The sequence below is a fragment of the Nocardia concava NBRC 100430 genome (genome assembly GCF_000308815.1).
GTDB lineage: Bacteria > Actinomycetota > Actinomycetes > Mycobacteriales > Mycobacteriaceae > Nocardia > Nocardia concava.
This window is the reverse complement of sequence record NZ_BAFX01000065.1, coordinates 46,502-72,850: the sequence shown is the minus strand read 5'-3', so window position 1 is coordinate 72,850 and position 26,349 is coordinate 46,502. Positions and strand designations below refer to the sequence as shown.

General features: G+C 67.4%; 26 protein-coding genes. 7 read left to right on the top strand and 19 right to left on the bottom strand.

The features are described 5' to 3' along the window. Window positions 1-162 precede the first annotated feature (162 nt). On the top strand, window positions 163-594 hold the full coding sequence (locus tag ON43_RS13705) for an NfeD family protein (RefSeq protein WP_040807492.1): 432 nt from the start codon (window positions 163-165) through the stop codon (window positions 592-594). Beyond that, window positions 594-1,838, top strand: a complete 1,245-nt coding sequence (locus tag ON43_RS13700) for an SPFH domain-containing protein (RefSeq protein WP_040807490.1) — start codon at window positions 594-596, stop codon at window positions 1,836-1,838. The genes ON43_RS13705 and ON43_RS13700 overlap by 1 nt, the downstream gene beginning before the upstream one ends. An 83-nt stretch (window positions 1,839-1,921) precedes the next feature. Here ON43_RS13700 and ON43_RS13695 read toward each other — a convergent pair whose 3' ends face one another. The 6 genes from ON43_RS13695 to ON43_RS13670 all read right to left on the bottom strand — a co-directional run bounded on the left by ON43_RS13695 (window position 1,922) and on the right by ON43_RS13670 (window position 7,978). Continuing rightward, complete coding sequence (locus ON43_RS13695; protein ID WP_040807489.1) at window positions 1,922-2,860, bottom strand: TauD/TfdA dioxygenase family protein; 939 nt, start codon at window positions 2,858-2,860, stop codon at window positions 1,922-1,924. Between the two features lie 17 nt (window positions 2,861-2,877). Next, a complete protein-coding gene (locus ON43_RS13690; protein ID WP_040807487.1) occupies window positions 2,878-4,218 on the bottom strand; it encodes an LLM class flavin-dependent oxidoreductase in 1,341 nt (446 codons plus the stop codon). A gap of 26 nt (window positions 4,219-4,244) precedes the next feature. Continuing rightward, window positions 4,245-5,168: an ABC transporter permease gene (locus ON43_RS13685; protein WP_040807485.1), complete on the bottom strand. Its 924-nt coding sequence runs from the start codon at window positions 5,166-5,168 to the stop codon at window positions 4,245-4,247. Next, on the bottom strand, window positions 5,161-5,994 hold the full coding sequence (locus tag ON43_RS13680) for an ABC transporter ATP-binding protein (protein ID WP_040807482.1): 834 nt from the start codon (window positions 5,992-5,994) through the stop codon (window positions 5,161-5,163). Before ON43_RS13680 ends, ON43_RS13685 begins: the two co-directional genes overlap by 8 nt. Beyond that, window positions 5,991-7,070 carry an ABC transporter substrate-binding protein gene (locus ON43_RS13675; protein WP_040807479.1) on the bottom strand — a complete coding sequence of 360 codons (1,080 nt, stop codon included), beginning with the start codon at window positions 7,068-7,070 and terminating at the stop codon, window positions 5,991-5,993. The genes ON43_RS13680 and ON43_RS13675 overlap by 4 nt, the downstream gene beginning before the upstream one ends. A gap of 167 nt (window positions 7,071-7,237) precedes the next feature. Next, a complete protein-coding gene (locus ON43_RS13670; RefSeq protein WP_051178390.1) occupies window positions 7,238-7,978 on the bottom strand; it encodes an IclR family transcriptional regulator in 741 nt (246 codons plus the stop codon). 434 nt (window positions 7,979-8,412) lie between these two features. Between ON43_RS13670 and ON43_RS13665 the strand changes: the two genes are divergently transcribed. After that, window positions 8,413-8,751: a transglycosylase family protein gene (locus ON43_RS13665; RefSeq protein ID WP_051178389.1), complete on the top strand. Its 339-nt coding sequence runs from the start codon at window positions 8,413-8,415 to the stop codon at window positions 8,749-8,751. A gap of 79 nt (window positions 8,752-8,830) precedes the next feature. On the opposite strand, the gene ON43_RS13660 is transcribed toward ON43_RS13665, so the two are convergent. From ON43_RS13660 to ON43_RS13620, 9 genes are all read right to left on the bottom strand, one after another. After that, the gene (locus ON43_RS13660) at window positions 8,831-9,628 is read right to left on the bottom strand and encodes an ABC transporter ATP-binding protein (RefSeq protein WP_040807477.1); all 798 of its coding nucleotides are present in this window, start codon (window positions 9,626-9,628) and stop codon (window positions 8,831-8,833) included. Beyond that, complete coding sequence (locus tag ON43_RS13655; RefSeq protein WP_040807476.1) at window positions 9,625-10,683, bottom strand: taurine ABC transporter substrate-binding protein; 1,059 nt, start codon at window positions 10,681-10,683, stop codon at window positions 9,625-9,627. Before ON43_RS13655 ends, ON43_RS13660 begins: the two co-directional genes overlap by 4 nt. After that, the gene (locus ON43_RS13650; protein ID WP_083913395.1) at window positions 10,680-11,552 is read right to left on the bottom strand and encodes an ABC transporter permease; all 873 of its coding nucleotides are present in this window, start codon (window positions 11,550-11,552) and stop codon (window positions 10,680-10,682) included. Before ON43_RS13650 ends, ON43_RS13655 begins: the two co-directional genes overlap by 4 nt. A 177-nt stretch (window positions 11,553-11,729) precedes the next feature. Further along, window positions 11,730-12,548, bottom strand: a complete 819-nt coding sequence (locus tag ON43_RS13645; RefSeq protein ID WP_040807569.1) for an MBL fold metallo-hydrolase — start codon at window positions 12,546-12,548, stop codon at window positions 11,730-11,732. A gap of 88 nt (window positions 12,549-12,636) precedes the next feature. Next, the gene (locus ON43_RS42465) at window positions 12,637-13,884 is read right to left on the bottom strand and encodes a sensor histidine kinase (RefSeq protein WP_051178388.1); all 1,248 of its coding nucleotides are present in this window, start codon (window positions 13,882-13,884) and stop codon (window positions 12,637-12,639) included. Then, on the bottom strand, window positions 13,881-14,258 hold the full coding sequence (locus tag ON43_RS13635; protein ID WP_157514019.1) for a response regulator: 378 nt from the start codon (window positions 14,256-14,258) through the stop codon (window positions 13,881-13,883). Before ON43_RS13635 ends, ON43_RS42465 begins: the two co-directional genes overlap by 4 nt. A gap of 51 nt (window positions 14,259-14,309) precedes the next feature. Next, window positions 14,310-14,981, bottom strand: coding sequence for a response regulator transcription factor (locus tag ON43_RS13630; RefSeq protein ID WP_245568577.1), 672 nt, complete (start codon window positions 14,979-14,981; stop codon window positions 14,310-14,312). 131 nt (window positions 14,982-15,112) lie between these two features. Continuing rightward, window positions 15,113-15,502 carry a hypothetical protein gene (locus tag ON43_RS13625; RefSeq protein WP_157514018.1) on the bottom strand — a complete coding sequence of 130 codons (390 nt, stop codon included), beginning with the start codon at window positions 15,500-15,502 and terminating at the stop codon, window positions 15,113-15,115. Window positions 15,503-15,607: 105 nt separating this feature from the next. After that, a complete protein-coding gene (locus tag ON43_RS13620; RefSeq protein WP_306304965.1) occupies window positions 15,608-16,294 on the bottom strand; it encodes a TVP38/TMEM64 family protein in 687 nt (228 codons plus the stop codon). A gap of 168 nt (window positions 16,295-16,462) precedes the next feature. Between ON43_RS13620 and ON43_RS13615 the strand changes: the two genes are divergently transcribed. The 4 genes from ON43_RS13615 to ON43_RS13600 are packed head-to-tail and all read left to right on the top strand — an operon-like array spanning window position 16,463 to window position 22,153. Beyond that, window positions 16,463-18,280, top strand: coding sequence for a methylmalonyl-CoA mutase family protein (locus tag ON43_RS13615; RefSeq protein ID WP_040807473.1), 1,818 nt, complete (start codon window positions 16,463-16,465; stop codon window positions 18,278-18,280). Between the two features lie 2 nt (window positions 18,281-18,282). Next, window positions 18,283-20,541 (top strand): methylmalonyl-CoA mutase, encoded by a 2,259-nt coding sequence (gene scpA, locus ON43_RS13610; RefSeq protein ID WP_040807472.1) that lies wholly within the window; start codon window positions 18,283-18,285, stop codon window positions 20,539-20,541. Beyond that, window positions 20,538-21,641: a methylmalonyl Co-A mutase-associated GTPase MeaB gene (meaB, locus tag ON43_RS13605; protein ID WP_083913394.1), complete on the top strand. Its 1,104-nt coding sequence runs from the start codon at window positions 20,538-20,540 to the stop codon at window positions 21,639-21,641. The genes scpA and meaB overlap by 4 nt, the downstream gene beginning before the upstream one ends. A 5-nt stretch (window positions 21,642-21,646) precedes the next feature. Next, entirely contained in the window at window positions 21,647-22,153 is a 507-nt protein-coding gene (locus tag ON43_RS13600) for a GNAT family N-acetyltransferase (RefSeq protein ID WP_245568576.1), read from the top strand. A gap of 6 nt (window positions 22,154-22,159) precedes the next feature. On the opposite strand, the gene ON43_RS13595 is transcribed toward ON43_RS13600, so the two are convergent. The 4 genes from ON43_RS13595 to ON43_RS13580 form a co-directional block, all read right to left on the bottom strand. Next, window positions 22,160-22,543 carry a DoxX family protein gene (locus tag ON43_RS13595; RefSeq protein WP_040807471.1) on the bottom strand — a complete coding sequence of 128 codons (384 nt, stop codon included), beginning with the start codon at window positions 22,541-22,543 and terminating at the stop codon, window positions 22,160-22,162. A 573-nt stretch (window positions 22,544-23,116) separates the two neighbouring features. After that, window positions 23,117-24,586, bottom strand: a complete 1,470-nt coding sequence (locus ON43_RS13590; RefSeq protein ID WP_051178387.1) for an HNH endonuclease signature motif containing protein — start codon at window positions 24,584-24,586, stop codon at window positions 23,117-23,119. Window positions 24,587-24,653: 67 nt separating this feature from the next. Then, window positions 24,654-25,631, bottom strand: a complete 978-nt coding sequence (locus ON43_RS13585; protein ID WP_040807470.1) for an alpha/beta hydrolase — start codon at window positions 25,629-25,631, stop codon at window positions 24,654-24,656. A 38-nt stretch (window positions 25,632-25,669) separates the two neighbouring features. Further along, window positions 25,670-26,344 (bottom strand): DUF6875 domain-containing protein, encoded by a 675-nt coding sequence (locus ON43_RS13580; RefSeq protein WP_051178386.1) that lies wholly within the window; start codon window positions 26,342-26,344, stop codon window positions 25,670-25,672. Window positions 26,345-26,349 lie beyond the last annotated feature (5 nt).

Below are 26,349 nucleotides of genomic sequence, written 5' to 3'. Positions count from 1 at the left end.
GATTCCGGCGGTACGACGCGGCGGACGGCGGAGTTTGCGGCGGAGGTCACCGGGTCAAGGGTCCTTCGGCCGCAGCCGCGCGGGGTGGACGGTCGGATCCGATGACCTTGGTCCGCGTCGTAAATCGGATAGCGCGGCTGGTGAACGGCTACTGTTGAGGACGTGGCCGCAATAGTTTGGCTGGTCGCGGGGATCCTGCTCGCGGCGGCCGAGATGATCACGGGCAGTCTCGTGCTGATCATGCTGGGTGTCGCCGCGATCATCACCGCGGGCGTCAGCGCGCTGACCGATTCCCCGGTGATCGTCGACGCCGTGGTCTTCGGCGCCTCCTCGGTCGCGTTGCTGGTGCTGGTGCGTCCATTCCTGTTGCGCCGCTACGCGATTCCGCCTCCCCATCAGACAGGGGTCGACGCACTACCCGGTAAGACCGCCAAGGTGCTCGAAACGGTCGACGAGCACGGCGGCCGGGTGAAGCTGGGCGGCGAGGTGTGGAGCGCGCGTCCCTATGACGCGTCGGAGACCTACCCCGTCGGTTCGACCGTGTACATCATGAGGATCGATGGCGCCCACGCCGTCGTCATGAAAGGGCCGTAATGGCTGTAATCATCGTCGCCGTCGTACTCGTCCTATTGGCCGTGGTGGTGACCTTCAAGTCGGTGGCCCTGGTGCCGCAGGCCGAGGCCGCCGTCATCGAGCGATTGGGCCGGTACTCACGCACCGTGTCCGGACAGTTGACGTTCCTGGTGCCGTTCGCCGATCGGGTGCGCGCCAAGGTGGACCTGCGTGAGCGGGTGGTGTCCTTCCCGCCGCAGCCGGTCATCACCCAGGACAACCTGACCGTGCAGATCGACTCGGTGGTCTACTTCCAGGTCACCAGTCCGCAGGCCGCGGTCTACGAGATCTCCAATTACATTGCCGCCGTTGAACAGTTGACGATCACCACGCTGCGCAACGTGGTCGGCGGCATGACCCTCGAGGAGACCCTGACCTCCCGCGACCAGATCAACAGCCAGCTGCGCGGTGTCCTCGACGAGGCCACCGGCCGCTGGGGCCTGCGCGTCTCGCGGGTCGAGTTGAAGGCCATCGATCCGCCCCCGTCGATCCAGGAGTCGATGGAGAAGCAGATGAAGGCCGACCGCGAGAAGCGCGCCATGATCCTCACCGCGGAGGGCCAGCGCGAGGCCTCGATCAAGACGGCCGAGGGCCAGAAGCAGGCGCAGATCCTCTCCGCCGAGGGCGCCAAGCAGTCCGCGATCCTCTCCGCCGAGGGTGAGCGCCAGTCCCGCATCCTGCGCGCCCAGGGTGAACGCGCCGCCGCCTACCTGCAGGCGCAGGGCCAGGCCAAGGCGATCGAGAAGGTCTTCGCCGCCATCAAGAACGGCAAGCCCACCCCCGAACTCCTGGCCTACCAGTACATGCAGACGCTGCCGCAGGTCGCCAAGGGCGATGCGAACAAGGTGTGGCTGGTGCCCAGCGATTTCGGCAAGGCCCTGGAAGGTTTCGCCCGCGGCTTCGCCACCAAGGGTGAGGACGGCGTCTTCCGCTACGAGCCGTCGGAGGACGGTGCGGCCCCCGAACGCCCCGAGGACGATGCCGACGAGGTCGCGGACTGGTTCGACACCGCCACCGACCCGAACACCCAGCGTGCGGTCCGCGCCGCCGAGGCCGACGCCCGCAACCCGGTCGAGCCGGTGGGCATCCCGCCCACGACCGCAGGGCGGCCGCCGCACCTGGAGCAGCGCCCGCAACCCCAGCCGCCCGCCCAGCCGCAGTACCGGCAAGAGCCGCCCGACCAGCGCTGGCAGAACCCGCCGCCCCCGCGTCCGCTCGGAAACTGACCGCACCAGGTTACTTCTCGAATCATGAACGGCGTGAGGCCCTCTCGACACTGTCGAGAGGGCCTCACCCGTGTGGCTCGCGCTCAGTCGGCGTTGCCGACGAAGCGGTCACCGGCGATGGAGCGGGACGGTTCGCCGTCGACTCCGACGGGAATGTCGCCTTCCAGCGTCGTCCGGTACAGGACGCGGGTGACATCGAGGTGGTCCAGGTCGCTCGGGGCCAGATGCGCGGTGGCGCGGTTGTCCCAGAACGCGAGACTGCCCTTCTCCCAGCGGAATCGAACCGTGTACGCGGGATCGGCGAGCTCGGCGTACAGCAGTTCCAGCAGCGCGTCGCTCTGGCGCGGACTGAGCCCGACAATGCGGGTGGTGAAGCCCGGGTTCACGAACAACAGGCGCTCACCGGTCACCGGATGCACCCGCACCACCGGATGCTCGGTGACCAGCGGTGCGGCCGCGACGCGCTTGGCGTAGTCGCTGTCGGCGTCCCACACGGGCAGCTTGCCGCCGAAGCGGTGTTCGGCCCGCAGCCCGTCGAGGAACGACTTCAGCGAATCCGGCAGTCCCGCATAGGCCGCGGCCAGATTGGTCCACTGGGTGTCTCCGCCGCGCTCGGGCGCGATCTCGGCCCGCAGCAGGGAGGCGGCGGGCGGGTTGATCAGTGGCGAGATATCGGTGTGCCACTGATTGGTGTAGCTGAACTTCTTGCGCCCGAACCGCTTTTCGTACAGTCGGCTGTCGACGGCGAGGATCTCGGGGAACTCGGTGGGCGCGTCGTCGTCGTAGGGGTGCGACGGGGTGACCGCGCCGAACCGCCGCGAGAACGCGATCTGTTCGGCGTGCCCGATCTGCTGGTCGCGGAAGAACAACACCTCGTATTCGTGCAGGGCCGCGGTGAGCACGGCGATCTGCTCGTCGGTGAAGTCGTCACGCAGGTCGATGCCGCCGATCTCGGCGCCGATGTGCCCGGCGACAGGTGTGATGGTGAAGGTGCCGACCGGGTTTTCGGTAACGGTGGTCATGGCGTTCCTTTCTGATCTCAGGCGGTGGCCTGGACGCGGACGGGGGTGAACTGGCTTTCCACGGGCGCGAGTCCGTAGTGGCCGCGCAGGGTGGTGGCGGTGTAGTCGGTGCGGAACAGCCCGCGCTGCTGCAGGATCGGGACCACGCGGTCGACGAAGTCCTCGAGCCCGCCGGGCAGATACGGCGGCATGATGTTGAAGCCGTCGGCCGCGCCCTGCTCGAACCAGGTCTGGAGCTCATCGGCGATCTGCTCGGGAGTGCCCGCGAGCGTGCGGTGGCCGCGGCCGCCGCCCAGCTTGCCGATGAGCTGGCGCACGGTCAGCTCCTCCTTCTCGGCCAGCTCCTTGACGAGGGTGAATCGGCTCTTGCCGCCCTCGATCTCGCTTTCGGCCGGCAGCGGCGGCAGCGGAGCGTCCAGCGCGTGCTCGGTGAGATCCACGCCGAGCAGCGAAGACAGCTGCCGCAGTGCGTAATCGGGGGAGATTAGGTCGGTGAATTCCTGTTCCAGGGCGCGGGCTTCTTCCTCGGTGTCGGCGATGAAGGGCACCAGGCCGGGCAGCACCTTGAGTTCGTCGGCGGAGCGCCCGTACTTGGGCAGCCGTGACTTGAGGTCGCGGTAGAACTGCTGCCCCTCCTCGAGGGTGCGCTGCGCGGTGAACACCGCTTCGGCGTACCGGGCCGCGAATTCCTTGCCGCTCTCCGAGGATCCGGCCTGCACCAGCAGCGGACGGCCCTGCGGACCGCGCGGCGAGTTCAGCGGCCCGCGCACCCGGAACCGTTCGCCGCGGTAGTCGAGGGTGTGCACCTTGTCCGGGTCGGCGAAGATGCCGGTCTCCGGATCGAGCACGATGGCATCGGATTCCCAGCTGTCCCAGAGCTTGACGGCCAGATCGACGAATTCCTCGGCCCGCTCGTAGCGGCGCGCGTGCTCGGGAATGGCGTCGAAGCCGAAGTTGAACGCCTCGTCCTCGGTGCCGGAGGTGACGATGTTCCAGCCCGCGCGGCCGCCGCTGATGTGGTCCAGGGACGCGAATTTGCGTGCCAGGTTGAAGGGTTCGTTGTAGCTGGTCGACGCGGTCGCGATCAGCCCCACATGCTCGGTGACCGCGGCGATGGCCGCGAGCAGCGTGACCGGCTCGAACACCGCCAGCGCATTGCGCTTGATGCGCGGCCCCACCGCGAGCCCGTCGGCGAAGAACACCGAGTCCAGCTTGCCGCGTTCGGCGATCTGCCCGAGCTCCTGGAAGTGCGCGACATCGAGCACCCGACGTTCCTGAGTGCGCGGATGCCGCCAGGCGGCCTCGTGATGGCCCACGCCCATGAGGAAGGCGTTGAGGTGGAAGGTCTTGCTGGACATGAAGAAGTACTCCTAGGGGAATGAGGTCAGTTGGCGCGCCAGCGGGACAGCCGCCGTTCGATGGTCACGAGCACGCCGTTGTAGACGAGCCCGACCAGCGCGATGGCGACGATCCCGGCGTACATGTCCGGAATCTGGAAGTTCTGCTGCGCCGCGGTGATCAGATAGCCCAATCCGGCGCGCGCCCCGAACATCTCGGCGGCGATGAGCACCAGGATCGACCCGGAGGCCGCCATCCGGATGCCGGTGAAAATGGACGGCACCGCGGCGGGCAGGATCACCTTCTGGAACAGGCGCAGTGGTGAGAAGCCCAGCGATACAGCGGATTTGATCAGCAGCGGATCGACGGTCCGCACGCCGCTGATGGTATTGAGCAGAATCGGGAAGAACCCGGCGTACACCACCAGCGCGATCTTGGAGGTCTCGCCGATGCCGAGGATCAGGATGAACACCGGCAGCAGCGCGAGCGCCGCGGTATTGCGGAACAGCTCCAGGACCGGATTGAGGAAATCCGCGATCGGCTTGTACCAGGCGATGGCCACGCCCACCGGGATCGCGGCGAGCAGCGCGATCCCGAATCCGATCAGCGAGCGGGTCACGCTGGTGGAGACGTTGTCCCACATCTGGCCGTTGCGAATGAGTTCCAGCCCGGCCTGGACGACCGTCGAGAACGGCGGTAGGAAGATCTCGTCCACCAGACCCAGGCGCGGTGCGGCCTCCCAGAGCGCGAGGAACAGCACGATCACAATGGTGGGCTTGCCGATTCGCCATGCCACCCGTCCGATCGCGGTGAGCGGCACGCGCAGCGCCGATCGCTCGGCGGACGCGGTTTCATTCGTGTGCGGTGTGCCGGTTATCGTGGGCGATTCGGTGACCTGCGGTGGCTCGGCGGCACCGGTGCGGGCCGGGAGTTCGTAGGTGGGATTCGCGAAATGCACAGCGCTAGACATGGGAGTTTCTCCTGTCGGCGAGATCGGCCTGTTCGAGGTCCTGCGCCCGGGCGACCTCGTCGTGCAGCAGCGACCAGACCTCGTGCCGCAGCTCGCGGAAGCGCTCGCTGGAGCGGATGTCCGCGTCCCCGTCGCGATCGAGGTCGATATCGACCACGGCCTTGATCCGGCCCGGCCGCGAGGTGAGCACCGCGACCCGCTGGCCCAGATAGACCGCTTCGTCGATGCCGTGGGTGATGAACAGCACGGTCTTGCCGGTGGCCCGCCAGATCCGTAACAGCTCGTCCTGCAACGACTCCCGGGTCTGCGCGTCCAGGGCCGCGAAGGGCTCGTCCATGAGCAGCACCTCCGGGTCGAAGGCCAGGCTGCGGGCGATGGCCACGCGCTGCTTCATGCCGCCGGACAGCTCGTGCGGATAGCGGTCCCCGAACCCGGCCAGCCCGACCAGCTCCAGGTAGTGCTCGGCGATCTTGCGGCGCTCCCGCCGCCGAATTCCCTTGGCCTCCAAGCCGAATTCGATATTCGTGCGGGCCGTGCGCCACGGCAGCAGCGCGTACTGCTGGAACACGATCCCGCGATCCAGGCCCGGCCCGGTGACGGGCGCGCCGTCGAGGAGGATCTGCCCCGCGGTGGGTTTCCCGAGTCCGCCCAGCAGGTCCAGCAGGGTGGATTTGCCCGATCCGCTGGGCCCGACCAGCACCAGGAATTCCCCGTCCCGCACATCGACGGTGATATCCGACAGTGCGGTGAAGGCCTCCCGCTCACCTCGGACCGGGAATTCCTTGCTCACCCCGGCGAGCGCGAGTTTGACGGTGTCCGTGCTCATTTCGCGATCGCCTCACCGCTCGGCCCGCTGCTCGCGGGATAGGTGCCGTTGGCGTAGGGGTTGTCCTTGTTGGTGTAGAGGTCCTTGGCCGCGAGCTTGCCCGCGGGCAGTTCGCCGTTGCGTACCAGCCAGTCGATCCAGATCTGCAGCTCCCGTTCGGCGATCACACCGCCCGCGACCGGGATGCCCGAACTCTTGTAGTACTGCAGTAGGTTGGTGTTCTCATTGCGCCCGCGCTTGTGGATGATGTCGGCGAAGCGGGCCACCACCTCGTCGTGCGGTGTCACCTGCAGCCAGCGGGTGGCGCGGGCGGTGCCCTGCACGAAATCGGCCACCGCGTCGCCGTGCGACTTCAAGTAGTCGTTGCGGAAAACATAAGTGCCGTAATCGAATTGCCCGAACAGATCCTTGTCGGTGTAGAGCGGGTGCAGCCCGCCGCGGCTGACCGCGGTATCGCGGAAGACGCCGCCGAGCGCGGCCACGTCGATCTGCCCGTTGCGCAGCGCGTCCTCGGTATTGGCGGGCGGCAGCACCACGAGCTGCACCTGCTTGATCTCGGCGTCGCTGAGACCCTGATCGTGCAGCCACTGCCGGGTGATGAATTCGTGGTGGGCGCCGAGGGTATTGACGCCGACCTTCTTGCCGATCAGGTCACGGGCCGATTTGATGCCGGAGTCGTCGCGCACGAAGTAGCCGGTGAAGTTCAGCTCGTCGGCCCCGTAGGAGCTGAGCACCGAGGTGACCGGCGCGCCGCCGGCGATGAGTTTGATGACCGCGCCGTTGAAGGCGCTGCCGAATTCGACCTGCTTGGTGGCCGCGGCCTGGATATTGGCCGGGCCACTGGTGGTGTCACCCTCCCAGTGCAGATCGATCTTCTTGAAGTAGCCCAGGTCGGCGGCCAATTCGAAGGCGGTGACCTGGCCGGTGGTGCCCTGGTAGCGGACGACGGTCTTACCGTCGGCGGTCGTGCCCGCGTCGGTCTTGGCGCAACCGGTCAGCAGGACCACCGCGGTGGAGACGGCGAAGGCGGCCGCGAGGGCGCGGCGCAGCCGCGGACGGCGGAGAGGGGATGCCATGGGGGATTCTTTCGGTGAATGTGTCTGTCGCACGGGGTGATTGGAGACTGGGGCGACAACAGAGCGTCATGGGAATCCCTTTCCGGACGGGCCTCGGTCGATGGGGAAGTGCTCATATGCTGCGATCGCCGGATCGGCCCGGCAACCGCCATTTCACGATGTGGAAATCAGCGTGAGCGAAATTCGGCGACGGAAAGCGCTGGGCCGCCGGTGGTTTGGAGCATCGGCCCGATCCGGCCCGCCGCGATCCGCATGGCCGGGACGACGGCGCGGATCAGCTCGCTATTGAGCCGAGCCGAACGCGCCTGCACCGCCAGCGCGCCCTGCACCTGTTTGCCGGGTCCGACGATCGGCACCGCCAGCGCGCGAATGGGGTCCTCGGTCTCGATCAGCTCCGAGGCGAAGCCGGTGTGGCGGACGCGGTCCAGGTCGAGGTCGGCGGCCGCGCGGGCCGGGGAGTAGGCCAGCAGCGCGTGCCCGGTCGCGCTGGTGTGCAGCGACTGCCGGGGCCGCGGCACCTGGTGGTGGCAGAAGGTGATGGGCGGGCGGGCCTGGAACACCGTCACGGCGTCACTGTCGTCGGGCACGCTCACACTCACCGTGATCCCGATGCCCGCGGCCAGCGCGTACAGGTGGGGTGCGATCGCGTCCAGCCCCAGCCGGGACAGCGCCGGGCGCGCGAGCGTGGCCAGTCCCTGCCCGACCCGGTAGCGGTCGTTCGCCGGATCCTGCTCCAGCAGCCCGCCGCGGACCAAGGCCTGGGCCAGCCGGTGCGTGGTGCTGACCGGCAATCCGGCCAGCTGGGCGAGATCGCTGAGCGAGAGCTCGGGATCGTCGCCCTGAAAGCAGTTGAGCACCTCTACCGCGCGGTCCACCGCGCGTGCTCCGGAACGTGGTTCATCGGCCATGGACGCACTATTCCCATGCCTTTGACCTGCGGCAACGGTTGTGCGCAACGCGATCCCAGCCGGTCGGAGGGCAATTTTCGGTGGGGATCGTTTTGTATCGGGTTTGTATTACGCGATTGGGGTCACCATTTCTTCGTGACGTCCGTCACAAATTCGACTGTAAATTGCAGAAATGTTATTCGGCGACACTCCGATGCGATCAGCGAAAACGGATCGAGTGGCGTCGAGATCGTTTTGTCAACCGTCCGTGATCGGGACGTGATTCGCCGTGATTGATCCGTTACCGTCGCTCTCGGCCCGGAATCATCCGGACCCCCGCTCGAATCGACGAACACCGGAACCCGTCCCGCGATTCGAGAGCAACCGATAACCCTGGGGACGGGGAACCGCAGCCGAGAGCGCGGGACGGTGGGCGCAGGCGAGGGAAATACTTTATGCATCGCAACCGGAAGCTCACCACCCGCATGCTCGCCGCCACGGCGGCCGTCGGCGCGCTCGTGTCCGTCCCGTTCGCGCTGTCCACCGCGACCGCCTCCGCGGAGTCCGGGCACAACTGGGACGCCGTCGCCAACTGCGAGGCCAGCGGCAACTGGGCCGCCAACACCGGCAACGGCTTCTACGGCGGCCTGCAGTTCACCCAGAGCACCTGGAACGCCTACGGCGGCTCGGGCAATGCCGCCAACGCCAGCCGCGAGGAGCAGATCCGCGTCGCGGAGAACGTGCTCGCCGGCCAGGGCGCGGGTGCGTGGCCCGTGTGCGGCGCCTACCTGTAATCGGGTTTCGCGTTCGTCAGAACATCACGATGGCCCTTGTCGCTAATAAGCGGCAAGGGCCATCGGTGTATTTCCAGGGTTATGCGTGAGCGTCGTAGATCGCTTTCGCCAATTCGGTTTTCAGTGCCTGGAATTCGGGTGTGGCCGTGACGGCGAGGTCGCGCACCCCGGCACCGTCATCACCCGGTAATTCGATCCGTCGATCCACGATGATCCGCCCCGGGCGGGCGCTCATGACCAGAACCCGCGTGGACAGGAATACCGCTTCCTCCACCGAATGGGTCACGAACACAATGGTTTTGCCCGCCTCGCGCCACAGCCGCAGCAGCTCGACCTGGAGTCGTTCGCGGGTGAGCTGATCCAGTGCGCCGAACGGCTCGTCCATGAGGATGATGCGCGGATCGTTGACCAGCACCCGCGCGATCTGCGCCCGCTGCTGCATGCCGCCGGAGAGCTCGTAGGGCCGCTTGTCTCCGAAGTCGGCCAGGCCGACCAGTTCGAGCAGCCGCTCGGCGGCCGCGCGCCGCGTCTTCCGGTCCACACCACGACATTTCGGACCGAACTCGATATTGCCGCGCACCGACAGCCACGGGTACAGCGTGGGGGCCTGGAAGACCACGCCGCGCTCGGGGCTCGGCCCGTTGATGGGGTCCTGGCCGACCAGCAGGTCGCCGGTGCTGGGTTCGAGGAAGCCGCCGAGCAGTTGCAGCAGTGTCGTCTTACCGCAGCCGGACGGGCCGACGACGCTGACGAACTCGCCGGGCTCGATGACCAGATCGGTGGGGGAGAGCGCGACCGTGCTGCCGGTGGCGGTGTCGTAGGTCTTCGACACCTCCGTCAGGACAACCCGATCGCGCGCTTCCAGGGCGGTGGTCACTTGGCGCTCGCCTTGTTGGCGGCATCGGCGTACACCGCCGCCGCGTACGCCTCCGGGCTCGCGACGCCCTGAATCTCGCCCTGGCTCAGGAGGAAATCGGCCGACGACTTCAGATCCGCGCCCAGCTGTTTGCCCAGGTACGCCGGTCCGGCCTGGGTGGCCGCGTCGAGGTAGCCGTACTCGCCGAGCTGCTTGCGGATATCGGGCACCGGCACGCCCAGCTGCGCGGAGATGCGGGTGGCCGCGGCATCGGGGGAGGTATTGATCAGGTTGACGGCCCAGTTCTGCGCCGCCGTCCACACCTGCAGGAACTTCGGATTGGCCGAAACGAACTCGGCGCGCGCGCCTTCCAGGTCGTAGGTCGGCTTACCCGCCTTGGCGGTATCGGCGGCGGTCGTGACCACGTGCCCGTTCTTCAGCAGCTCCGACAGCGTCGGCTCCCAGATGAACGCCGCGTCGATATCCCCGCCCCGCCAGGCCGCCGCGATGGCGTCGGGCTGCATGTTGATCAACTGCACATCGCGCTCGACCCCGGCCGCCGTGAGCGCCGCGAGCAGGCTGTAGTGCGAGGTGCTGGCGAACGGCACCGCGATTCGCTTGCCGCGCAAGCCCGCCACCGTGGTGATCGCCGGATCCTTCACCGCCAGCGATTCGGCCGCCCCGATCACATCGTGAACCCAGACCGCCTTCATCCCGATGTTCAGCGGCGCGGACAGCGCCCGCGCGGCCGCCGCACTGCCGAGCAGCCCGAGATCGAGCGAGTTCGACCCGAACGCCTGAATCACGGTGGCACCCGACGCGAACTTGCTCCACGTGATCTTGGCCTTGGGCAGGCACGTCTCCAGCACCCCCGCGTCCTTGACCACCAGATCCCCGTTCGGAATCTCCTGATACCCGAGTCGCACTGTCCCGGTGAAGCTTTCATCCACCGCCACCGGGCACGCCACCTTGTCCCCGGTCGCCCGCGACTGATCGGTGCGCCCGGATGAGACGCACGCGGTCAGCGATCCGGTGAGCAGACCCGCCAATGCCACTGCCGCGAAAACGCGCTTCATGCCTTGCCCTTCCACGGCACGACCAGCGTGCCGATCCAGCTGATGACCGCGTCGAGAATGAGCGCGGTGAGACCGATGACGATGATGCAGGCCATAGTCAGCGGCGTATTGAGCTGCTGACCGGCCAGGAAGGCGAGTCCGCCGATGCCGGGGATGCCATTGTTGAGTTCCGCCGCGACCACGGTGGTCCAGGCGAAGCCGACCGCGACCCGGATGCCGCCAATCACCTCGGGCAGGGTGGCGGGGAGTAGGACGCGGCTGATGACCTGTAGCCGATTCGCGCCGAGGGACCGCGCGGCATTGATGCGGTCGACCGAAACCTGTTGCACGCCTGCGATGGTGGCGACGACCACCGGCGGGAAGGCGGCCAGGAACAGCAGCCAGATCTTGGAGGTGTCGCCGATGCCGAACCACACGATGAGCAGGCCGATATAGCCGAGCGGCGGCAGGGTGCGCAGGAAGTTCAGATACGGCCCGATGATCGTGGCCAGGGTCTTGGAGGTACCAAGCGCGAAACCGACGATGGGACCGAGGATTACGGCCGCGCCCGCGCCCACGAAAATGCGCTGCAGGCTGGCGACCAGATGCTCCCACAGGAAATAGTTCTGCTCGCCGGGCACCTCGCGCGGCACCCCGGGCGCGAGCGGATGCCAGCTGTTGGCCCGCACGAACGCGTCCCACACCGCGCGCGGACCCGGAAGAAACTGCGGATCAATCCATTTGGCGGCGGCCACCGCCCACCACACGGCAAGCAGCACGACCAGCGACAGAACCCGCACGGCGAGACCGCGCAGCGGACCGGTGGGCAGGGCGAACCGGGCCTGGTTCGCCGCATCGGTGGCCGAGCGTGCCGCACCAATACTGATCATGTGCCGATTCCGAGCACGCGATGGGGACTCACGCGAAGCGCCTCTCTCTCGAACAGGTGGACCGGCGGCTCCGATGCGAGACCGAAACCGTCCGGCCAGATCCTGTCGCGGGCAGGCGCTCTCGAACAGCGCCACGATCACCGTGATTCGAAGGCGGCGCTGAGTCTGCGGCACGGATCAGCCGATCGGTGCTGTGAGGTATTCGAGCGTGTAGCCATCGCCGGAACGGGCTACGCGGGCGATGCCGGGTGATTCGAGGTGCGCTCCGGCGACGAAATGGTTCGGTCGGATCAGTTGTTCCAGCAGAACGGCCCGCGCGATACGGGCCCGGGACTGGTCGTCGTCGTACTCCCAGGCCACATTCGGCCGACCGAACTGGAGCGAGGGAACGTGCACCGTGTCGCCCCAGACCAGCAGATGGCCGGTACCGCTACTGATGTCGAAGACGGTGTGACCGGGTGTATGGCCCGGTGCCGGAATCGCGGTGGCCCAATCGGTGATCGCGACCCGCTCCGACATCCGCACGACCCGGTCGCGGATCGGCTCCAGCCGCCCCTCGAACACCGCGGTGTCGCCCACGCCGACCCACACGCGCTCGAGTTTCGCGAACGCCTCCGAACCGTCCGGTGCGATCAGGCCGCTCACATGGTCCGAATGCCGGTGGGTGATGGCCACGTCGGTGATCTGCGCGCGGTCGACTCCCGCTTCGTCGAGCGCGTCGTAGATCAATCCCATGGTGGGGTCGTGCCAGACGTCCGACCCGCCGGTGTCGATGAGCAGCGCCCGCGCACCATCGGTGACGAAGAAGGCGTTGACCGCCAGACGCAGATTCTCGCCGACCAACGGGACGGCGGACGGCAACTCGAGGAACGTGCGCCCGTCCTCGTCGCGCAACCGGGTCGGGGGCATGTCGATGTACCCGTCTCGCAGCGAGATCACCCGCAGATCGCCGAGTTCGAACGTGGCATGCAGCCGGCCACTCGAGATCAAACGCATGGAACCTCCGTCGTATCGGTCGTGAATCGCGCGTGAGTACATCATGGTCGCCCCGCGCGGGACCTGACCAGCGAGTTTCATTGCGGCGCTAGGGCGACGCCAGCGGCTGGGTGGGGATGGTGGCGGTCAGGCGGGTGCCCAGGGCGGGGGCGGTGTCGATGGTGAGGGTGCCGCCGATCACCGAGAGGCGGTCCTTCATGTTGGTGAGGCCGGAGCCTTCGGTGGCGAGCGTTGGATCGAAGCCGCGGCCGGTGTCGGAGATGGTGAGCAGCAGGGTTCCGCTGGTTTGATGGGCGGTGATGACGACGGTGGTGCCCGGGCCGCCGTGTTTGGCGCTGTTTTGCAGGGCTTCGAGACAGCAGTAGTAGAGGGCGGTTTCGATGTCCTGGCGGTAGCGGCCGATCCGGTCGACGCGGACTCGCACCGGTACGGGGGAGCGGGTCGCGGCGGCGGGCAGGGCGGCGCGGAGGCCGTCGCGGGCCAGTAGTGGTGGGTAGATGCCCTGGGCGAGGCGGCGAATCTCGGCGATCGCGGTCTGCAGCAGTTCGCCTGCCTCGCCGATCAATTCGGCACAGGCCGCCGCATCGTCGGCGGCGGTCTGGCGGGCGAGCTGCAGGGTGACCGCGACCGCGACGAGCTGCTGCTGCGCCCCATCGTGCAGATCCTGTTCCAGCCGACGGCGTTCGGCGTCGGTGACCGCGACCAGCCTCGCTCGCGACGCCGTGAGCTGGTCGGCGCGTTCGGCGAGCAGCCGCTGCGAGGAGCGCAGCGCATCGGCATTGCGGCGTGCGATGATCGCCATGTCCCGCATGGTGGTCGCGGTGTGCCACACGACCAGCAGGATCGGCGCGGTGACGGCCGGGAAACCCAGCGTGGCAATGTATTTCACGGTGACCGGTGCGGATACCGAGGTGACCAGCGGCAGAGCCAGCGCGGCACAGAGGAATGCGCTGGCCAGCGTCCCCACGAAATAGTGCGGCAGATGCCGCCGCGGCACATAGGGCACCGCGGAGATGGCCGGGATGAGCGCCGCGACCGAGTGCATCGGCAGGGTGAGCGGTGAGATCCAGGACGCGAGAATCGCGCCCGCCCAGATCATGATCGAGAGGGTGGCGACCGATCGTTCCAGCGGCCCGCGCCGCGCCGTGTGCAGCGCCACGAGGAAGACCAGCGCCTCCACCACCAGCACGGCCAGCATGGCGAAGACCCAGATCGTGGGCCGCCAGCACGCCGCGGCGATATTGAGCGCGATCAGGACTCCGGTCGTGACGATCAGCGCGTAGATCAGCTGGCGCAGCCGGCGGCGGGCCAGGGAGCCCGTGCCGTCGGAGTTCACGACGGTGTCAGCTCGCTCCAGATCCGCCGCAGCAGCTGCGGGCTCAGCGTCTCCTTGTGCACGTAACCTGCTGCGCCGCACTGTGATACCTCGTGGGGGAGATCGGTCGTGTCATAGGTCGACATGAGCAGCACCGCCACCCCGGGATGCCCGGAGCGAATGCGCCGCGTCGCCTCGATACCGCCCATGCCGGGCATATTGATGTCCATCAGCACCAGTCCGATGGCGGCGTCGCGGGTCAATTCCACTGCCGCCTCACCGCTGTCGGCCTCGCCCGCGACGACGAATCCGGCGCTCGCCGCGACCATCGCGGCGGCCGCACGCCGGAAGGCGGGGCGGTCGTCGACGATCCACACCTGTACCTGCGCGGTCATGTCTGTCATGGTGAGACTCGGGCGTGGATCGGGAAAGGGTGCACGCACCCCTTAGTCGGTGTGTGCGGCCAGGAACATCAGCACGGCGGTGACCCGCTGATCCAGGGCAGGGTCGGAGGTGAGGCCGAACTTGGCGAAGATCGAGTTGATGTGCTTCTCGACCGCCCGCTGCGACAGCGAGAGCCGTTGCGCCACCACGCGATTGCTGCCGCCGCCGGCGATCTCGGCGAGCACCTGCCGCTCGCGGGCGGTGAGGCGATAGACCATGGCGTCCTCGCGACGGCGTGCCAGCAGGGTCTCGACAATGACCGGATCGAGCACCGATCCGCCGCCCGCGACGACGTGGACTGCACTGAGCAGCTGGTCGAAGCGGGCGATGTGCTCCTTGAGCAGATACCCGCGCCCGGCCGAGCCGCCGTCGAGCAGTCCGGTGGCGTACTGGGGCTCGGCATAGTGAGACAGCGCGATCACGCCGGTGCCCGGCTGGGTCACGCGCAATTGCCGGGCCAGCCGGATGCCCTCGTCGGTTCCGGTGGGCGGCATGCGGATATCGGTGATGAGCACATTCGGTTCGGTAGTGCGCACCAGCTGGACCGTGGCGTCGTAATCGGTCGCGATGCCGACCACCTCGATCGTGTCATCGGTCGCCAGTACCCGTAAAACGCTGTCGCGGATCAACATCGAGTCCTCGGCCACCACGACCGTGACCCCAGTCGTACTCACAGTCCTAGAGGATCCTCCGGCCGTGGCGACTTCGCACGGGTACCGAACTACCCGAATCGAAGTGCCGAGCCCCCGTTGTCAGGGGGTTCGGGGTGCACACACCACGGTCATGAGTGGTATGCGCAGGCTGCCTAGCGGGTGGGTTCTTCGGCGACCATCGAATCGCACGCCGGAGCAGGGGCTGCGGGTGCGGAGGCGTCGGACGGTGGGACGGAGGGGTTTTCACCGTTCGGCGTCTCGCGGCTGCGTCGCCACGCCGTGCCGAGGGCCAGCGCTGCGGTGGCGAACATGCCCATCACGACCAGAACCGCGAGCAGCAGGGGAAAGCCGCGTTCATCCGGGCCGTTTCCGCGGTACCAGATGGCGACGGCGGCGGCGACCGGACCGCCGGTGAGCAGCGCCGGCAGAAGTGCGATGAAGCCGATGGCGACGAGCACGGGAGTCGGCGGAGGCTGCCGGATCAAGGCCAGCCACGTGTCGGGGAATCTATTGCCGCCTGCCCGAGAAGCTGAATCGCTCACAACCTCCACACCTCCGGATTCGATAAGTGCTCCTGCCTGCTTATTTGACGACAGGTTAGAACGCCGAACGTTTCAAATCGGGGAGGTCGGTCGGACGGCGATTCGCTAGTTCTCGACCGCCATGCGCGCGTCCACGACCAGGCCGATCACGCCGAGCGCGAGACAGGCCGCCGTCACGATCCACTGCGCGGGGGAGGTGCGATTGGTGAGGGCGTCGCCGAGCAGCACGGTGCCGACCGTGCCGGGAATGATCCCGAGGAAGGTGGCGACCAGATACGGCGTGAAGCGGATCGAAGACAGTGCCGCGCAATAGTTCACGATGGAGAACGGCGCGAACGCGATAAGCCGCAGGGATCCGACCGCCAGCCACCCGCGACGCGCGAGCCGGGCATCGACGGCCTGGACGGTCGGATGCGTCAGCCGCGCCCGCACCCGCTCGTGGTCGAGGGCCCGGACCAGCCACAGGGCAAGAACCGCACTCAAAGTCGTGGCCGTGATCGCCAGCGTCAGCCCCTCGGCCGACCCGAACAACATGCCCGCGCTGAGTGTGAAGATCGTGCGCGGGAAGGGCACGATACAGACCAGCGTGTGGACCGCGAAGAACACCAATGGCAGTGCGGGCCCGACCGAATCGGCCCACTCCCGGATCTGCTGCGGTGCCGGATGCGGCGCGAAGGCGGCCACGGCGAACAGTAGCCCGCAGCCGATCAGCAAGGCCAGGGTTCGCGGTTGACGGAGGCGGTTGAGCAGCCCGGATACCCGGTCGAGCGGCCCGCGCACGGTTGTTGGCACCGCGCCAGGTTACCCGCTGGTAGTGAGACTCCGGAGACGGTAATCGAAAGGGTGCCGCTAGCATCAGGGGAAAGACCATGAATGCTCGTTAACCAAAGTGGCCGTTGAGCTGGGCGAAGTCCAGAAAAACAGCCACACGGTCAGGGAGTGGAAGAAGGACAAGCAGCTATGCCGATTGCTTCCGACTCGGACACCGATCCGGTGCCCGAGTTTGCCGCCTGGCGCAAGGGTGTCGCCGGGGTGCTGGCCAAGGCCCGCAGGGTGGATGCGAGCGAATTGCCGGATGAGCCGGAGAAGCTGCTCGCGGTCACGACCTACGACGGTCTGACGGTCAACCCGCTGTACACGCGCCGCGACGAACTGCCCGAGCAGCCTTTGCCCGGGCAGTTCCCCTACGTGCGCGGTGGCGACGCCACCCGCGACGTGCACCGCGGGTGGTTCGTGAGCCAGCGCTTCGGCGGCGCGGACGCCAAGGCCGTCAATGGGGACATCCTCTTCGCGCTCGACAATGGCGTGAGCGCCGTATGGCTGGGCGTCGCCGAGCGCGGCGTGCCGGTCGACGGGATCGCCACCGCGCTGCAGGGCTTCCTGTTCGAGCTCGCGCCGCTGACCCTGGATGCCGGTCCGGCCGCCAATGAGGCTGCCGCCGCGCTGTTCTCGGTGCTGGACGGCTATTCGGCTCCGAACCGCAAGGACATTCGCGTCTCGCTGGGTGCGACCCCGCTGACGAGCCTGTTCGCGGGCACGCAGGCCATCGATCTGGACGGCGCGATCGCGCTGGCTCAGCAGGCGGTGGCTCGCACCGAGACGGTCCGTGCCATCACCGTGTGCGGCGTGGCCTTCCACAACCAGGGCGCCTCCGACGCCCAGGAGTTGGGCGCGGCCGTGGCCGCCGGTCTCGAATACCTGCGCTCGCTCACCGATGCCGGCGCCGATATCGCGGATGCGCTGGGCCAGTTGGAGTTCCGCTTCGCGGCCACCGACGACCAGTTCGAGACCATCGCGAAATTCCGTGCGGCCCGCAAGCTCTGGGCCCGCGTGGCGCACGTCTGCGGCGCTCCGGCCTTCGGCAACGCACCGCAGCAGGCGATCACTTCGGCGGCCATGATGAGCCAGCGCGATCCGTGGGTGAACATGCTGCGCACCACCCTGGCCGCGTTCGGCGCGGGCGTCGGCGGCGCGGACATTGTCACCGTGCTGCCCTTCGACGACGCGCTGCCCGCCGGGGAACTCGAAGTCTCCAAGGCGTTCTCGGAGCGCATGGCCCGCAACACCCAGCTGCTGCTGCTCGAGGAATCCCACCTCGGCCACGTGGTGGACCCGGCTGCGGGCTCCTGGTACGTGGAGTCGCTCACCGATGAACTCGCCGCCAAGGCGTGGGAGTTCATGCAGGAGATCGAGGCCGCGGGTGGTTACCTGGCCGCGTTGCAGAAGGGTCTGCTCGCCGAGCGCATCGGCGAGACCAAGGCCAAGCGGGATTCCGATGTGGCGCACCGCAAGACGGCCGTCACCGGCGTCAACGAGTTCCCGAACCTCGGCGAGAGGCCGCTGTCGGAGCAGGCCCGCGCCGCCAACGGCACCGCCCGCTACGGCGCGGCGTTCGAGGCGCTGCGCAACCGCTCGGACGCCTTCCTCGCCGCCCAGGGCAAGCGCCCGCAGGTGCGGCTGGTTCCGCTGGGACCGGTGGCGGAGAACAATGTTCGTGTCACCTTCACCACCAACCTGCTGGCCTCCGGCGGCATCGAAGCCGTCACCGAGGCCGGTCCGTCGATCGCCGTGCTGTGTGGCTCCGATAAGCGCTACGGCACCGATGCCGCCGCGGCCGTGCAGGAACTGCGGGGGGCGGGTGTGACCACCGTGCTGCTGGCCGGGCCCGAGAAGGCGGTCGCTGAGCTTTCCGGGGCGGATCGCCCGGATGGCTTCGTGACCGCGCGCATGGATGCCGTGGCGGCTCTGACCGGCCTGCTCGAAAAGCTGGGAGCGTAGAGATGAGCGATATCAAGCATCGCATCGGCAATTTCGCCGAAGTGCCGCTGACCGAGGGCGAGACCGCGCCCGCGCAGGTCAGCGCCGCGCAGGTCGAGGAGTTCGTCGCCGAGGCCGCGAGCGCCAATCACTATGCGCCCGAACAGCTCACGTGGTCGACGCCCGAAGGCATCGACGTGCCGCCGGTGTTCACCAAGGCCGACCGCGACGCCATCGTCGCCGAGGGCTACCCCCTCGACAGCGTGCCGGGTGTGGCCCCGTTCCTGCGCGGCCCGTACCCGACCATGTACGTGAACCAGCCGTGGACGATCCGCCAGTACGCGGGCTTCTCCACCGCCGCGGACTCGAACGCCTTCTACCGCCGCAACCTGCAGTCGGGTCAGAAGGGCCTGTCGGTCGCCTTCGACCTGGCCACCCACCGCGGCTACGACTCGGATCACCCGCGCGTGACCGGTGACGTCGGCATGGCCGGTGTCGCCATCGACTCCATCCTCGACATGCGGGAACTGTTCGATCAGATTCCGCTGGACCAGGTTTCGGTGTCGATGACCATGAACGGCGCGGTGCTGCCGATCCTGGCGCTCTACGTCGTCGCCGCCGAGGAACAGGGCGTCGCGCCCGAGCAGCTGGCCGGAACCATTCAGAACGACATTCTGAAGGAGTTCATGGTCCGCAACACCTACATCTACCCGCCCAAGCCCTCGATGCGGATCATCTCCGACATCTTCGCCTACACCTCCGCGAAGATGCCGAAGTTCAACTCGATCTCCATCTCCGGCTACCACATTCAGGAAGCGGGCGCGACCGCCGACCTGGAGCTGGCCTACACCCTCGCCGACGGCGTGGAGTACATCAAGGCCGGTCTGGACGCGGGCATGGAGGTCGACAAGTTCGCGCCGCGACTTTCGTTCTTCTGGGCCATCGGCATGAACTTCTTCATGGAGGTCGCCAAGCTGCGCGCCGGGCGCCTGCTGTGGAACGAGCTGGTCGCCAAGTTCGAGCCCAAGAACTCCAAGTCCCTTGCGCTGCGCACGCATTCGCAGACCTCGGGCTGGTCGCTGACCGCGCAGGATGTGTTCAACAACGTCGCCCGCACCTGCGTCGAGGCCATGGCCGCGACCCAGGGCCACACCCAGTCGCTGCACACGAACGCGCTGGACGAGGCGCTGGCGCTGCCGACGGACTTCTCCGCCCGCATCGCCCGCAACACCCAGCTGCTGATCCAGCAGGAGTCCAACACCACCCGTCCGGCCGACCCGTGGGGCGGCTCGTACTACGTGGAATGGCTGACCCACCAGCTGGCCGAGCGCGCCCGCGCCCACATCGCCGAGATCGAGGCGCACGGCGGTATGGCGCAGGCGATTTCGGAGGGCATCCCGAAGCTGCGCATCGAGGAGGCCGCGGCCCGCACCCAGGCCCGCATCGACACCGGCCAGCAGCCGGTGATCGGCGTGAACAAGTACCAGGTCGAGGAAGACACCCCGATCGAGGTGCTCAAGGTCGAGAACTCGCGCGTGCGCGCCGAGCAGAACGCCAAGCTGGAAAAGCTGCGCGCCGAGCGTGATTCGGCCGAGGTCGAGAAGGCGCTGGCCGAATTGACCCGTGCGGCAGCCTCGTCCGAGGGCGGCATGGACAACAACCTGATGGCCCTGGCCATCAACGCGGCTCGCGCCAAGGCCACCGTCGGCGAGATCTCCGACGCGCTGGAGAAGGTGTACGGCCGCCACCAGGCGGAAATCCGCACCCTGTCCGGCGTTTACCGCGAGGAGGCAGGCAAGGTGACCAACATCAGCAAGGCCATCGAGCTGGTCGAGGCGTTCGGTGAGGCCGAGGGCCGCCGCCCCCGCATCCTCATCGCCAAGATGGGCCAGGACGGCCACGACCGCGGCCAGAAGGTGATCGCCACCGCGTTCGCCGACCTCGGCATGGACGTCGACGTGGGCCCGCTGTTCCAGACCCCCGAAGAGGTGGCCCAGCAGGCAGCCGACAACGACGTGCACGTCGTCGGCGTCTCCTCGCTGGCAGCCGGCCACCTCACGCTGGTGCCCGCCCTGCGGCAGGCACTGGCCGATGTCGGCCGCCCCGACATCATGGTCACCGTCGGCGGCGTCATCCCGCCCGGTGACTACGACGAGCTGTACGCGGCGGGTGCGGCCGGCATCTTCGGCCCCGGCACCATCATCGCCGATGCCGCCATCGACCTGATCCAGAAGCTGGCCGCACAGCTGGGCCACGAGATCGGCACCGGCGCAACGGAATGAGCGACGCCGCACGCGGAACCGAGGGTGGCACGAACCACCCTCGGCTCGGCACCACCGCCGGGGTCGGCCGCTCCGCCCCCGGCGCTCCCGCCGCCGGTCCGGCGGCACGCCGAGTAATCGACGTCGACCAACTGGCCGCACAGGTGGCGGCGGGGGAGCGGGCCGGGCTGGCCCGCGCCATCACCCTCGTCGAATCCACCCGCGCCGACCATCGGGACCTGGCCCAGCAGCTCCTGCTGAAGCTGAGACCCGAATCCGGCAAGGTGCTCTCGAATCGCGTTGGTATCACGGGTGTTCCGGGTGTCGGCAAGTCGACATTCATCGACGCGCTCGGCATGTACCTCATCGGCCAGGGCCACCGCGTCGCGGTCCTGGCCGTGGACCCGTCCTCGACTCGCACCGGCGGCTCCATCCTCGGTGACAAGACCCGCATGGCGCGTCTATCGGTGGAACGCGACGCCTTCATCCGCCCTTCACCCACCGCGGGAACCCTTGGCGGCGTGGCGAAAGCGACCCGCGAGACCATCGTCCTGCTGGAGGCGGCAGGCTACGACGTCATCCTGGTGGAGACCGTCGGCGTAGGCCAATCCGAGGTCACCGTAGCCAATATGGTCGACGTCTTCTGCTTCCTCACCCTGGCCCGCACCGGCGACCAGCTACAGGGCATCAAGAAGGGCGTCCTCGAACTCGCCGACCTGGTAGCCGTGAATAAGGCCGACGGCCGCCACGAGCTGGAAGCCAAGGCCGCCGCCCGCGAACTCCAGGGCGCCATGCGCCTGATCCACCCCCGCGAATCCCTGTGGCGCCCACCGGTCCTCACCATGTCTGGCCTGAACGGAATCGGCCTCGACGCATTCTGGGACACCGTACTAACCCACCGCCGAGTCCTCACCGAAGCAGGCGAATTCGCCGAAAAGCGCCGCCGCCAACAGGTCGACTGGACCTGGACCATGGTCCACGACAACCTCCTGCGCCGCCTCACCGAAAACCCGAACGTGAAGGCACTACGAGGCCAGGTAGAAAAACAGATCCGCGACGGCTCACTGACTCCGGCCCTGGCCGCCGAGGAAATCCTCCGAGCCTTCGACGAACGGTCCTAAGCCCCATGGAGATCCGGATCCGCCCCGGCACCGACTCCGACGCGAAAGCGGTCGCCACGCTGCACACCGCCAGCTGGCGCACCGCCTACGCGGAAATCATGCCGGAGTCATTCCTCAATGGCCCGCTGGAGCACGACCACCAGGTCCTCTGGCTCACCCGCCTGACCGTCGGCCTCGCCGAGGGCGATCTGTTCGTCGCCGAATCTGACCAGAACCTGGTCGGATTCATCTATCTCTCCCTCCAACCGGACGGTCGAGTCCTCATCGACAACCTCCACGTCGACCCGACCCTCAAACGAGGCGGCATCGGCGGCCAACTGTTGCGACACGGATTCGACTGGGCCGCCAGCATGTACCCAGGCCGCCCCGTGTACCTGGAAGTGCTGCAAGCGAATACCCCCGCGATCGCCTTCTACGAACGCCACGGCGGCCGCGCCAGCGAACCCCGAATCGCCCACTTCTCAGCGGGCTTCGACGTCACCGAACTGGAAATCTCCTGGCCCCAGGCGTGAATCCGCTTACGACCACTGGCCAGGCTGGATCACATCCGTCCACTGAGCTGGCCAGGTAGCCAGAGCGACGATGGTCATGATGACGAGATGCACCGGGGCGGAGACGCTTTCCTTGATGCTGTGATGGTTGACGATGTGGGTTACCACGGCTCCCGTCAGGACGAGGATCAGGACGGCAGCGCCGAGAAAGCGTGTCTCGTGATACGGGAGGACCAGAAGTATCGCGCAGACCCCTTCGACAGCGCCGACCACGAACCGGAACCACCCGGGCCAACCCCAGCTGGGGAACTTTTCCGAGTACGCCGGGCCGAAGAACGTAGGGCCGGGCCAGAACTTGGTTACCGCACCCATGAGGAACTCGAGGGCCAGGATCCAGAAAAGAATAGTCATGCTGGCATGACCAGGCTCGGGGGCGGAGTGTGACACAAAGAGCCAAGAGATCAAAGAACAAAAGACAAAGACGCCAGGAGGAGGGGTGGGGAGGGGGTTGGGTTGGGCACCTCGGTGGCGGCACCAGCCTCCTCGAGGCTCGGGCGCGCAGCGGCCCGGGGTAGAACACTCAAAGACGCCCGTCGCGTGTCCAATTTGCCCGGTTGCTGTCGCCGAGAGGCACATTTTGGAGGCGGGATTAGGGAGGAACAGGACAAAGGCCCTCCAGGATGTGCCGCTCGATGAAGAGACAGGCGGGGAGGGGCTGGGCGGGGAGTTTGGCACCTTGTGGAGTTGTCAATGAGCGTTGGTGCTGGGGTTTTGGTTCTTGTTGTGTTGTTTCGAGTAGGTGATGCGTGCAGTCCGTGGGCTGGGATCGGTGGGTGGCGGCTCCGGGCTTGGCGTCAGCCCAAGTGCGGTAGGGCAGGCGGCGCAACCACGCTTCCCCGTGCTTTGCGTACGCCAGCTTCACACGAGCAGCCGGTTTCGGAAGCAGCCCACGGGGCCCCACCTTGGGTGAGGCTGCCACGGGAATTAGGGACGTAACCCGCACCGGACCGCCGGGCGCTTGCGCTTCTTGATCTTTGTGAGCAAGGCAGCCGCCAGCTCCCCGGCATGGTGACGGTCGTTGACCTGCGGTGTTTGGGTGGGGTCGATGGCGACCGGGGCGATCCAGCCGATGCGCCCGGCATGTTCGGAATCCGGTGGCATGACTACCGTTTTCCACCGGTCGGGGCCTTCCCCGATCAGCGAGTGGCAGGAATCGCATGCCAGGGTGAGGTTTTCGATGTCGGAGGGCCCGCCTTTGGACCAATCGGTGACGTGATGCACCGTGCACAGCGTGGCGGGGGCGTCGCAGCCGGGGCGGGTGCAGCCACGCTCGGTGGCGATCAAAGCCATCCGCTGATCAGCGGAGGCCAGACGGTGACCCCTGGCGCGACCGAAATGCAAAGGGCGACCGGCGTGGTCGAACACGACGAGGAACGGACGCGACTGCTGCGCCAACTGCAGCGCCTCTCCCATCGGGACCGTCCCACCGGAGGCGGTGGTCGCGACACCGGCGGCGGCCTCGACCTCGGCGAGCGACATGGTGATGATCGTCGAGACCGGCAGGCCACGGTGCTGGCCAAGGTTGGCCGGACCCATCTCCGGGCGCAGCAACGCGATCAACGCATCATGCTGACGCTGCGCGGTGGAACGGGTGTCACGGCGGGCGGCCGCCTGCAAAGCATCGGGGTGGATTCCCTTGGCGCGCTGCGGGCTCTGCGGATCATCCGGGTTGCACATGCCCGGCTGCGCGAGGTCAGCGAAGATCGGATCCAGCAGGGCACGCGCGGCGGGGGTGAGCTGGCCGGTGATGGTGCTCATGCCGTCCACGCCTTGCTTGCCCAGGATGATCCCGCGCCGCGCCTGGCGGTCGTCTTCGCTGACGAGGCGGCCGTCGGGGTCGAGGAACCCGAGGATCCGGTCCCCGATCTTGGGCAGATCATCGGGGGTGGAGCGGGTGGCGAAGTGGGCCAGCTGGATTTCGGCGTCGCCCTTGAGTTCCTCGTCGACCTTCTGCGGGATGCGGCCCATGATCTGCACGATGCGTCGCACGTGATCGGGGGAGGCCAGGCCTTGCCGCTGGGCGTAGGCGACCCACGCCAGGGTCGGTTCCAGGATCTGCCCTGCTTCTTGGCGTTCACCGAGCAGGGTGGCGGCATTGACGCGGGTGCGGGCCTCGATATGCCCCAGGCGCAGGACCTGTGCGAGGTATTTGTCGGTGTGGTTCTTCCAGCCCGCTTTCTGGGGCAGGTACCGCTTCTCGGCTTCCTTCACGAACCGGTGATCGACCGCGGCCAGGCGACGCTTGACGGTTTCGAATTCCTGCATCTGAACAACGAATTCATCATCGGTAGCAGGATCGAAAGAGTTAGCGAGCAAAGCGTCGGTGATCTCCGACAGCAGCGCGATCGCCGAAGCGATCGTGCCACCCCCGAGATTCCCTCCACCGCTGGTCATGCCTCCATTCTACGCTTCTCGATCATCCTTTCGAACCGAATTGCCAAGTGATATAAGGGTTTTCAAACTAAACCCCCAATGCCGCCGCAAACAATGGCCAGGAATCGTGGACATCGTCCTGCCAGTAAGGCCAAGCATGAGTCCCATTGCGGTAAGCCACCTGTGCCGGAATCCCAAGCGAAGCCAGCCGCCCCACAAGCGAATCCGTGCAATTCCGCACCACCGATTCCATGATTCCCCCAACAGCCAGTCGGTCCGTAAGCCGGGGCACGTCCCCCGCGATCGAGGCATCGCCGATGCCCTCGTGGATTCCGGGCAGCCCATTCCCGGCGGAGATGTAGAGGGCCACGCCGCGGAGGAGTTCCGCGTTCAGCACCGGGTCGTGGGCGTTCCAAGCCGGATTGTCGTCAGCCCCCCACATATTGGCCGCATTCGCGCCGAACAAACCCAATTCGGAGCGGACGTAGTTGCGGGCCACGGCGTCGCTGGTGCGGGGGCAGCCGCTGTAGGAGCCGACCGCTTGGTACATGCCGGGGGCGTCGATGGCCAGGTCGAGGGCGGAGGTTGCCGACATCGATGCGCCTGCCACCGCATTCCGGCCGGTCATTTGGAAGCGCGATTCCAGGAGGGGCGGGAGCTCGTGAATCAGGAAGGTGGACCATTTGTTTCGGCCCAGGGTCGGGTCGTCGGCCACCCAGTCGGTGTAGAAGCTGGCCCGGCCGCCGACCGGGGTGATGACGTTGACCGGTTTGTCGGCGAAGAACTGGGCCACGTCGGTGCGGTTGGTCCAGGGCCCGCCGTCCTCGCCGCCGTCGACGGCATTGAGGAGGTAGAAGGCCGGGGCCGGGAAGTCCGGGTGTGAAACCCATACCGGGATGGTTCGGTTCATGGCCGCGGAGTAGACGGTCACCTCGTACTGGCGGCCGCCGAGCGGGCGCACGCCGACGATTGCGGAGCCGTCGCCCGGGTCGGCGGAGGCGGTGACGGGCACAAGGGCAGCAAATGTGGCGATCAGGGTAAGGAGGGCGCGTGATAGCCGATGCATGACTGGAGTATCCCGCCGTTAGAGCCTATTTCCGGGAATCACCGCGCGTGTTCGTCGGCGGAATGTGCCCGCAGGGCGGTGATCTCGCCCGCCTCCGATTCGGATACTCGCATCCGTTCAGCTATCGACCAGCGGAGATTGCGGGGGAGATCGGGGGCGAGCTGGGAGAAGTAGGCGTAGAGCCAGTCGGAGCGGGCGACGAGGAAGGGGAAGTCGGTGCTCATCATGGCGCGCAGGACCAGCATGGGTAGCGGCGAATCCAGGGGATGGAAGTCGCGGTCCCAGAGGCCGGGGACGCTGCAGCCGGGGTAGAACTGGCCGAGCATCATGCCCTGCGACACCACCTCGGTCTTGCGGTCGCGATGAACGGCGTCGATCAGGTCGTAGCGGGTGAGTCCGGGGAACACGGTGACCAGCGTCAATCCTCGTGCCTCGGCCGGATTCTGCTGCCGCAGCTGGCGATACAGCTCGAACGCGTCATCGACGATGAGGTTCATCTGCTCAACCGGCAGGTCATCGCCGCCCTCCGCGAGCCCGGCCCAGAACAGCCGGCGCGTCAGGCTGTGCCGGACGAACGGGCAGACCGGTCCCGGCCGTCCGAGGTCCGGGTGCGGTCGCATGAGATGGTCGCCCACCCATTGCGTGAGGACTCCGGCCGCATCGCCCTGCTGCTCCCACAGCTCCGGATCCTGATAGACGTTGAACCATCGCACGCCCG

Coding starts and splice junctions, on each gene's coding strand:
- scpA (WP_040807472.1), top strand. CDS start 18,283: ATGAGCGATATCAAGCATCGCATCGGCAATTTCGCCGAAGTGCCGCTG.
- ON43_RS13650 (WP_083913395.1), bottom strand. CDS start 11,552: ATGATCAGTATTGGTGCGGCACGCTCGGCCACCGATGCGGCGAACCAG.
- ON43_RS13700 (WP_040807490.1), top strand. CDS start 594: ATGGCTGTAATCATCGTCGCCGTCGTACTCGTCCTATTGGCCGTGGTG.
- ON43_RS13585 (WP_040807470.1), bottom strand. CDS start 25,631: ATGCATCGGCTATCACGCGCCCTCCTTACCCTGATCGCCACATTTGCT.
- ON43_RS13685 (WP_040807485.1), bottom strand. CDS start 5,168: ATGTCTAGCGCTGTGCATTTCGCGAATCCCACCTACGAACTCCCGGCC.
- ON43_RS13635 (WP_157514019.1), bottom strand. CDS start 14,258: ATGACCGCGCAGGTACAGGTGTGGATCGTCGACGACCGCCCCGCCTTC.
- meaB (WP_083913394.1), top strand. CDS start 20,538: ATGAGCGACGCCGCACGCGGAACCGAGGGTGGCACGAACCACCCTCGG.
- ON43_RS13665 (WP_051178389.1), top strand. CDS start 8,413: ATGCATCGCAACCGGAAGCTCACCACCCGCATGCTCGCCGCCACGGCG.
- ON43_RS13615 (WP_040807473.1), top strand. CDS start 16,463: ATGCCGATTGCTTCCGACTCGGACACCGATCCGGTGCCCGAGTTTGCC.
- ON43_RS13645 (WP_040807569.1), bottom strand. CDS start 12,548: ATGCGTTTGATCTCGAGTGGCCGGCTGCATGCCACGTTCGAACTCGGC.
- ON43_RS13590 (WP_051178387.1), bottom strand. CDS start 24,586: ATGACCAGCGGTGGAGGGAATCTCGGGGGTGGCACGATCGCTTCGGCG.
- ON43_RS13680 (WP_040807482.1), bottom strand. CDS start 5,994: ATGAGCACGGACACCGTCAAACTCGCGCTCGCCGGGGTGAGCAAGGAA.
- ON43_RS13695 (WP_040807489.1), bottom strand. CDS start 2,860: ATGACCACCGTTACCGAAAACCCGGTCGGCACCTTCACCATCACACCT.
- ON43_RS13675 (WP_040807479.1), bottom strand. CDS start 7,070: ATGGCATCCCCTCTCCGCCGTCCGCGGCTGCGCCGCGCCCTCGCGGCC.
- ON43_RS13600 (WP_245568576.1), top strand. CDS start 21,647: ATGGAGATCCGGATCCGCCCCGGCACCGACTCCGACGCGAAAGCGGTC.
- ON43_RS13595 (WP_040807471.1), bottom strand. CDS start 22,543: ATGACTATTCTTTTCTGGATCCTGGCCCTCGAGTTCCTCATGGGTGCG.
- ON43_RS13670 (WP_051178390.1), bottom strand. CDS start 7,978: ATGGCCGATGAACCACGTTCCGGAGCACGCGCGGTGGACCGCGCGGTA.
- ON43_RS13690 (WP_040807487.1), bottom strand. CDS start 4,218: ATGTCCAGCAAGACCTTCCACCTCAACGCCTTCCTCATGGGCGTGGGC.
- ON43_RS13655 (WP_040807476.1), bottom strand. CDS start 10,683: ATGAAGCGCGTTTTCGCGGCAGTGGCATTGGCGGGTCTGCTCACCGGA.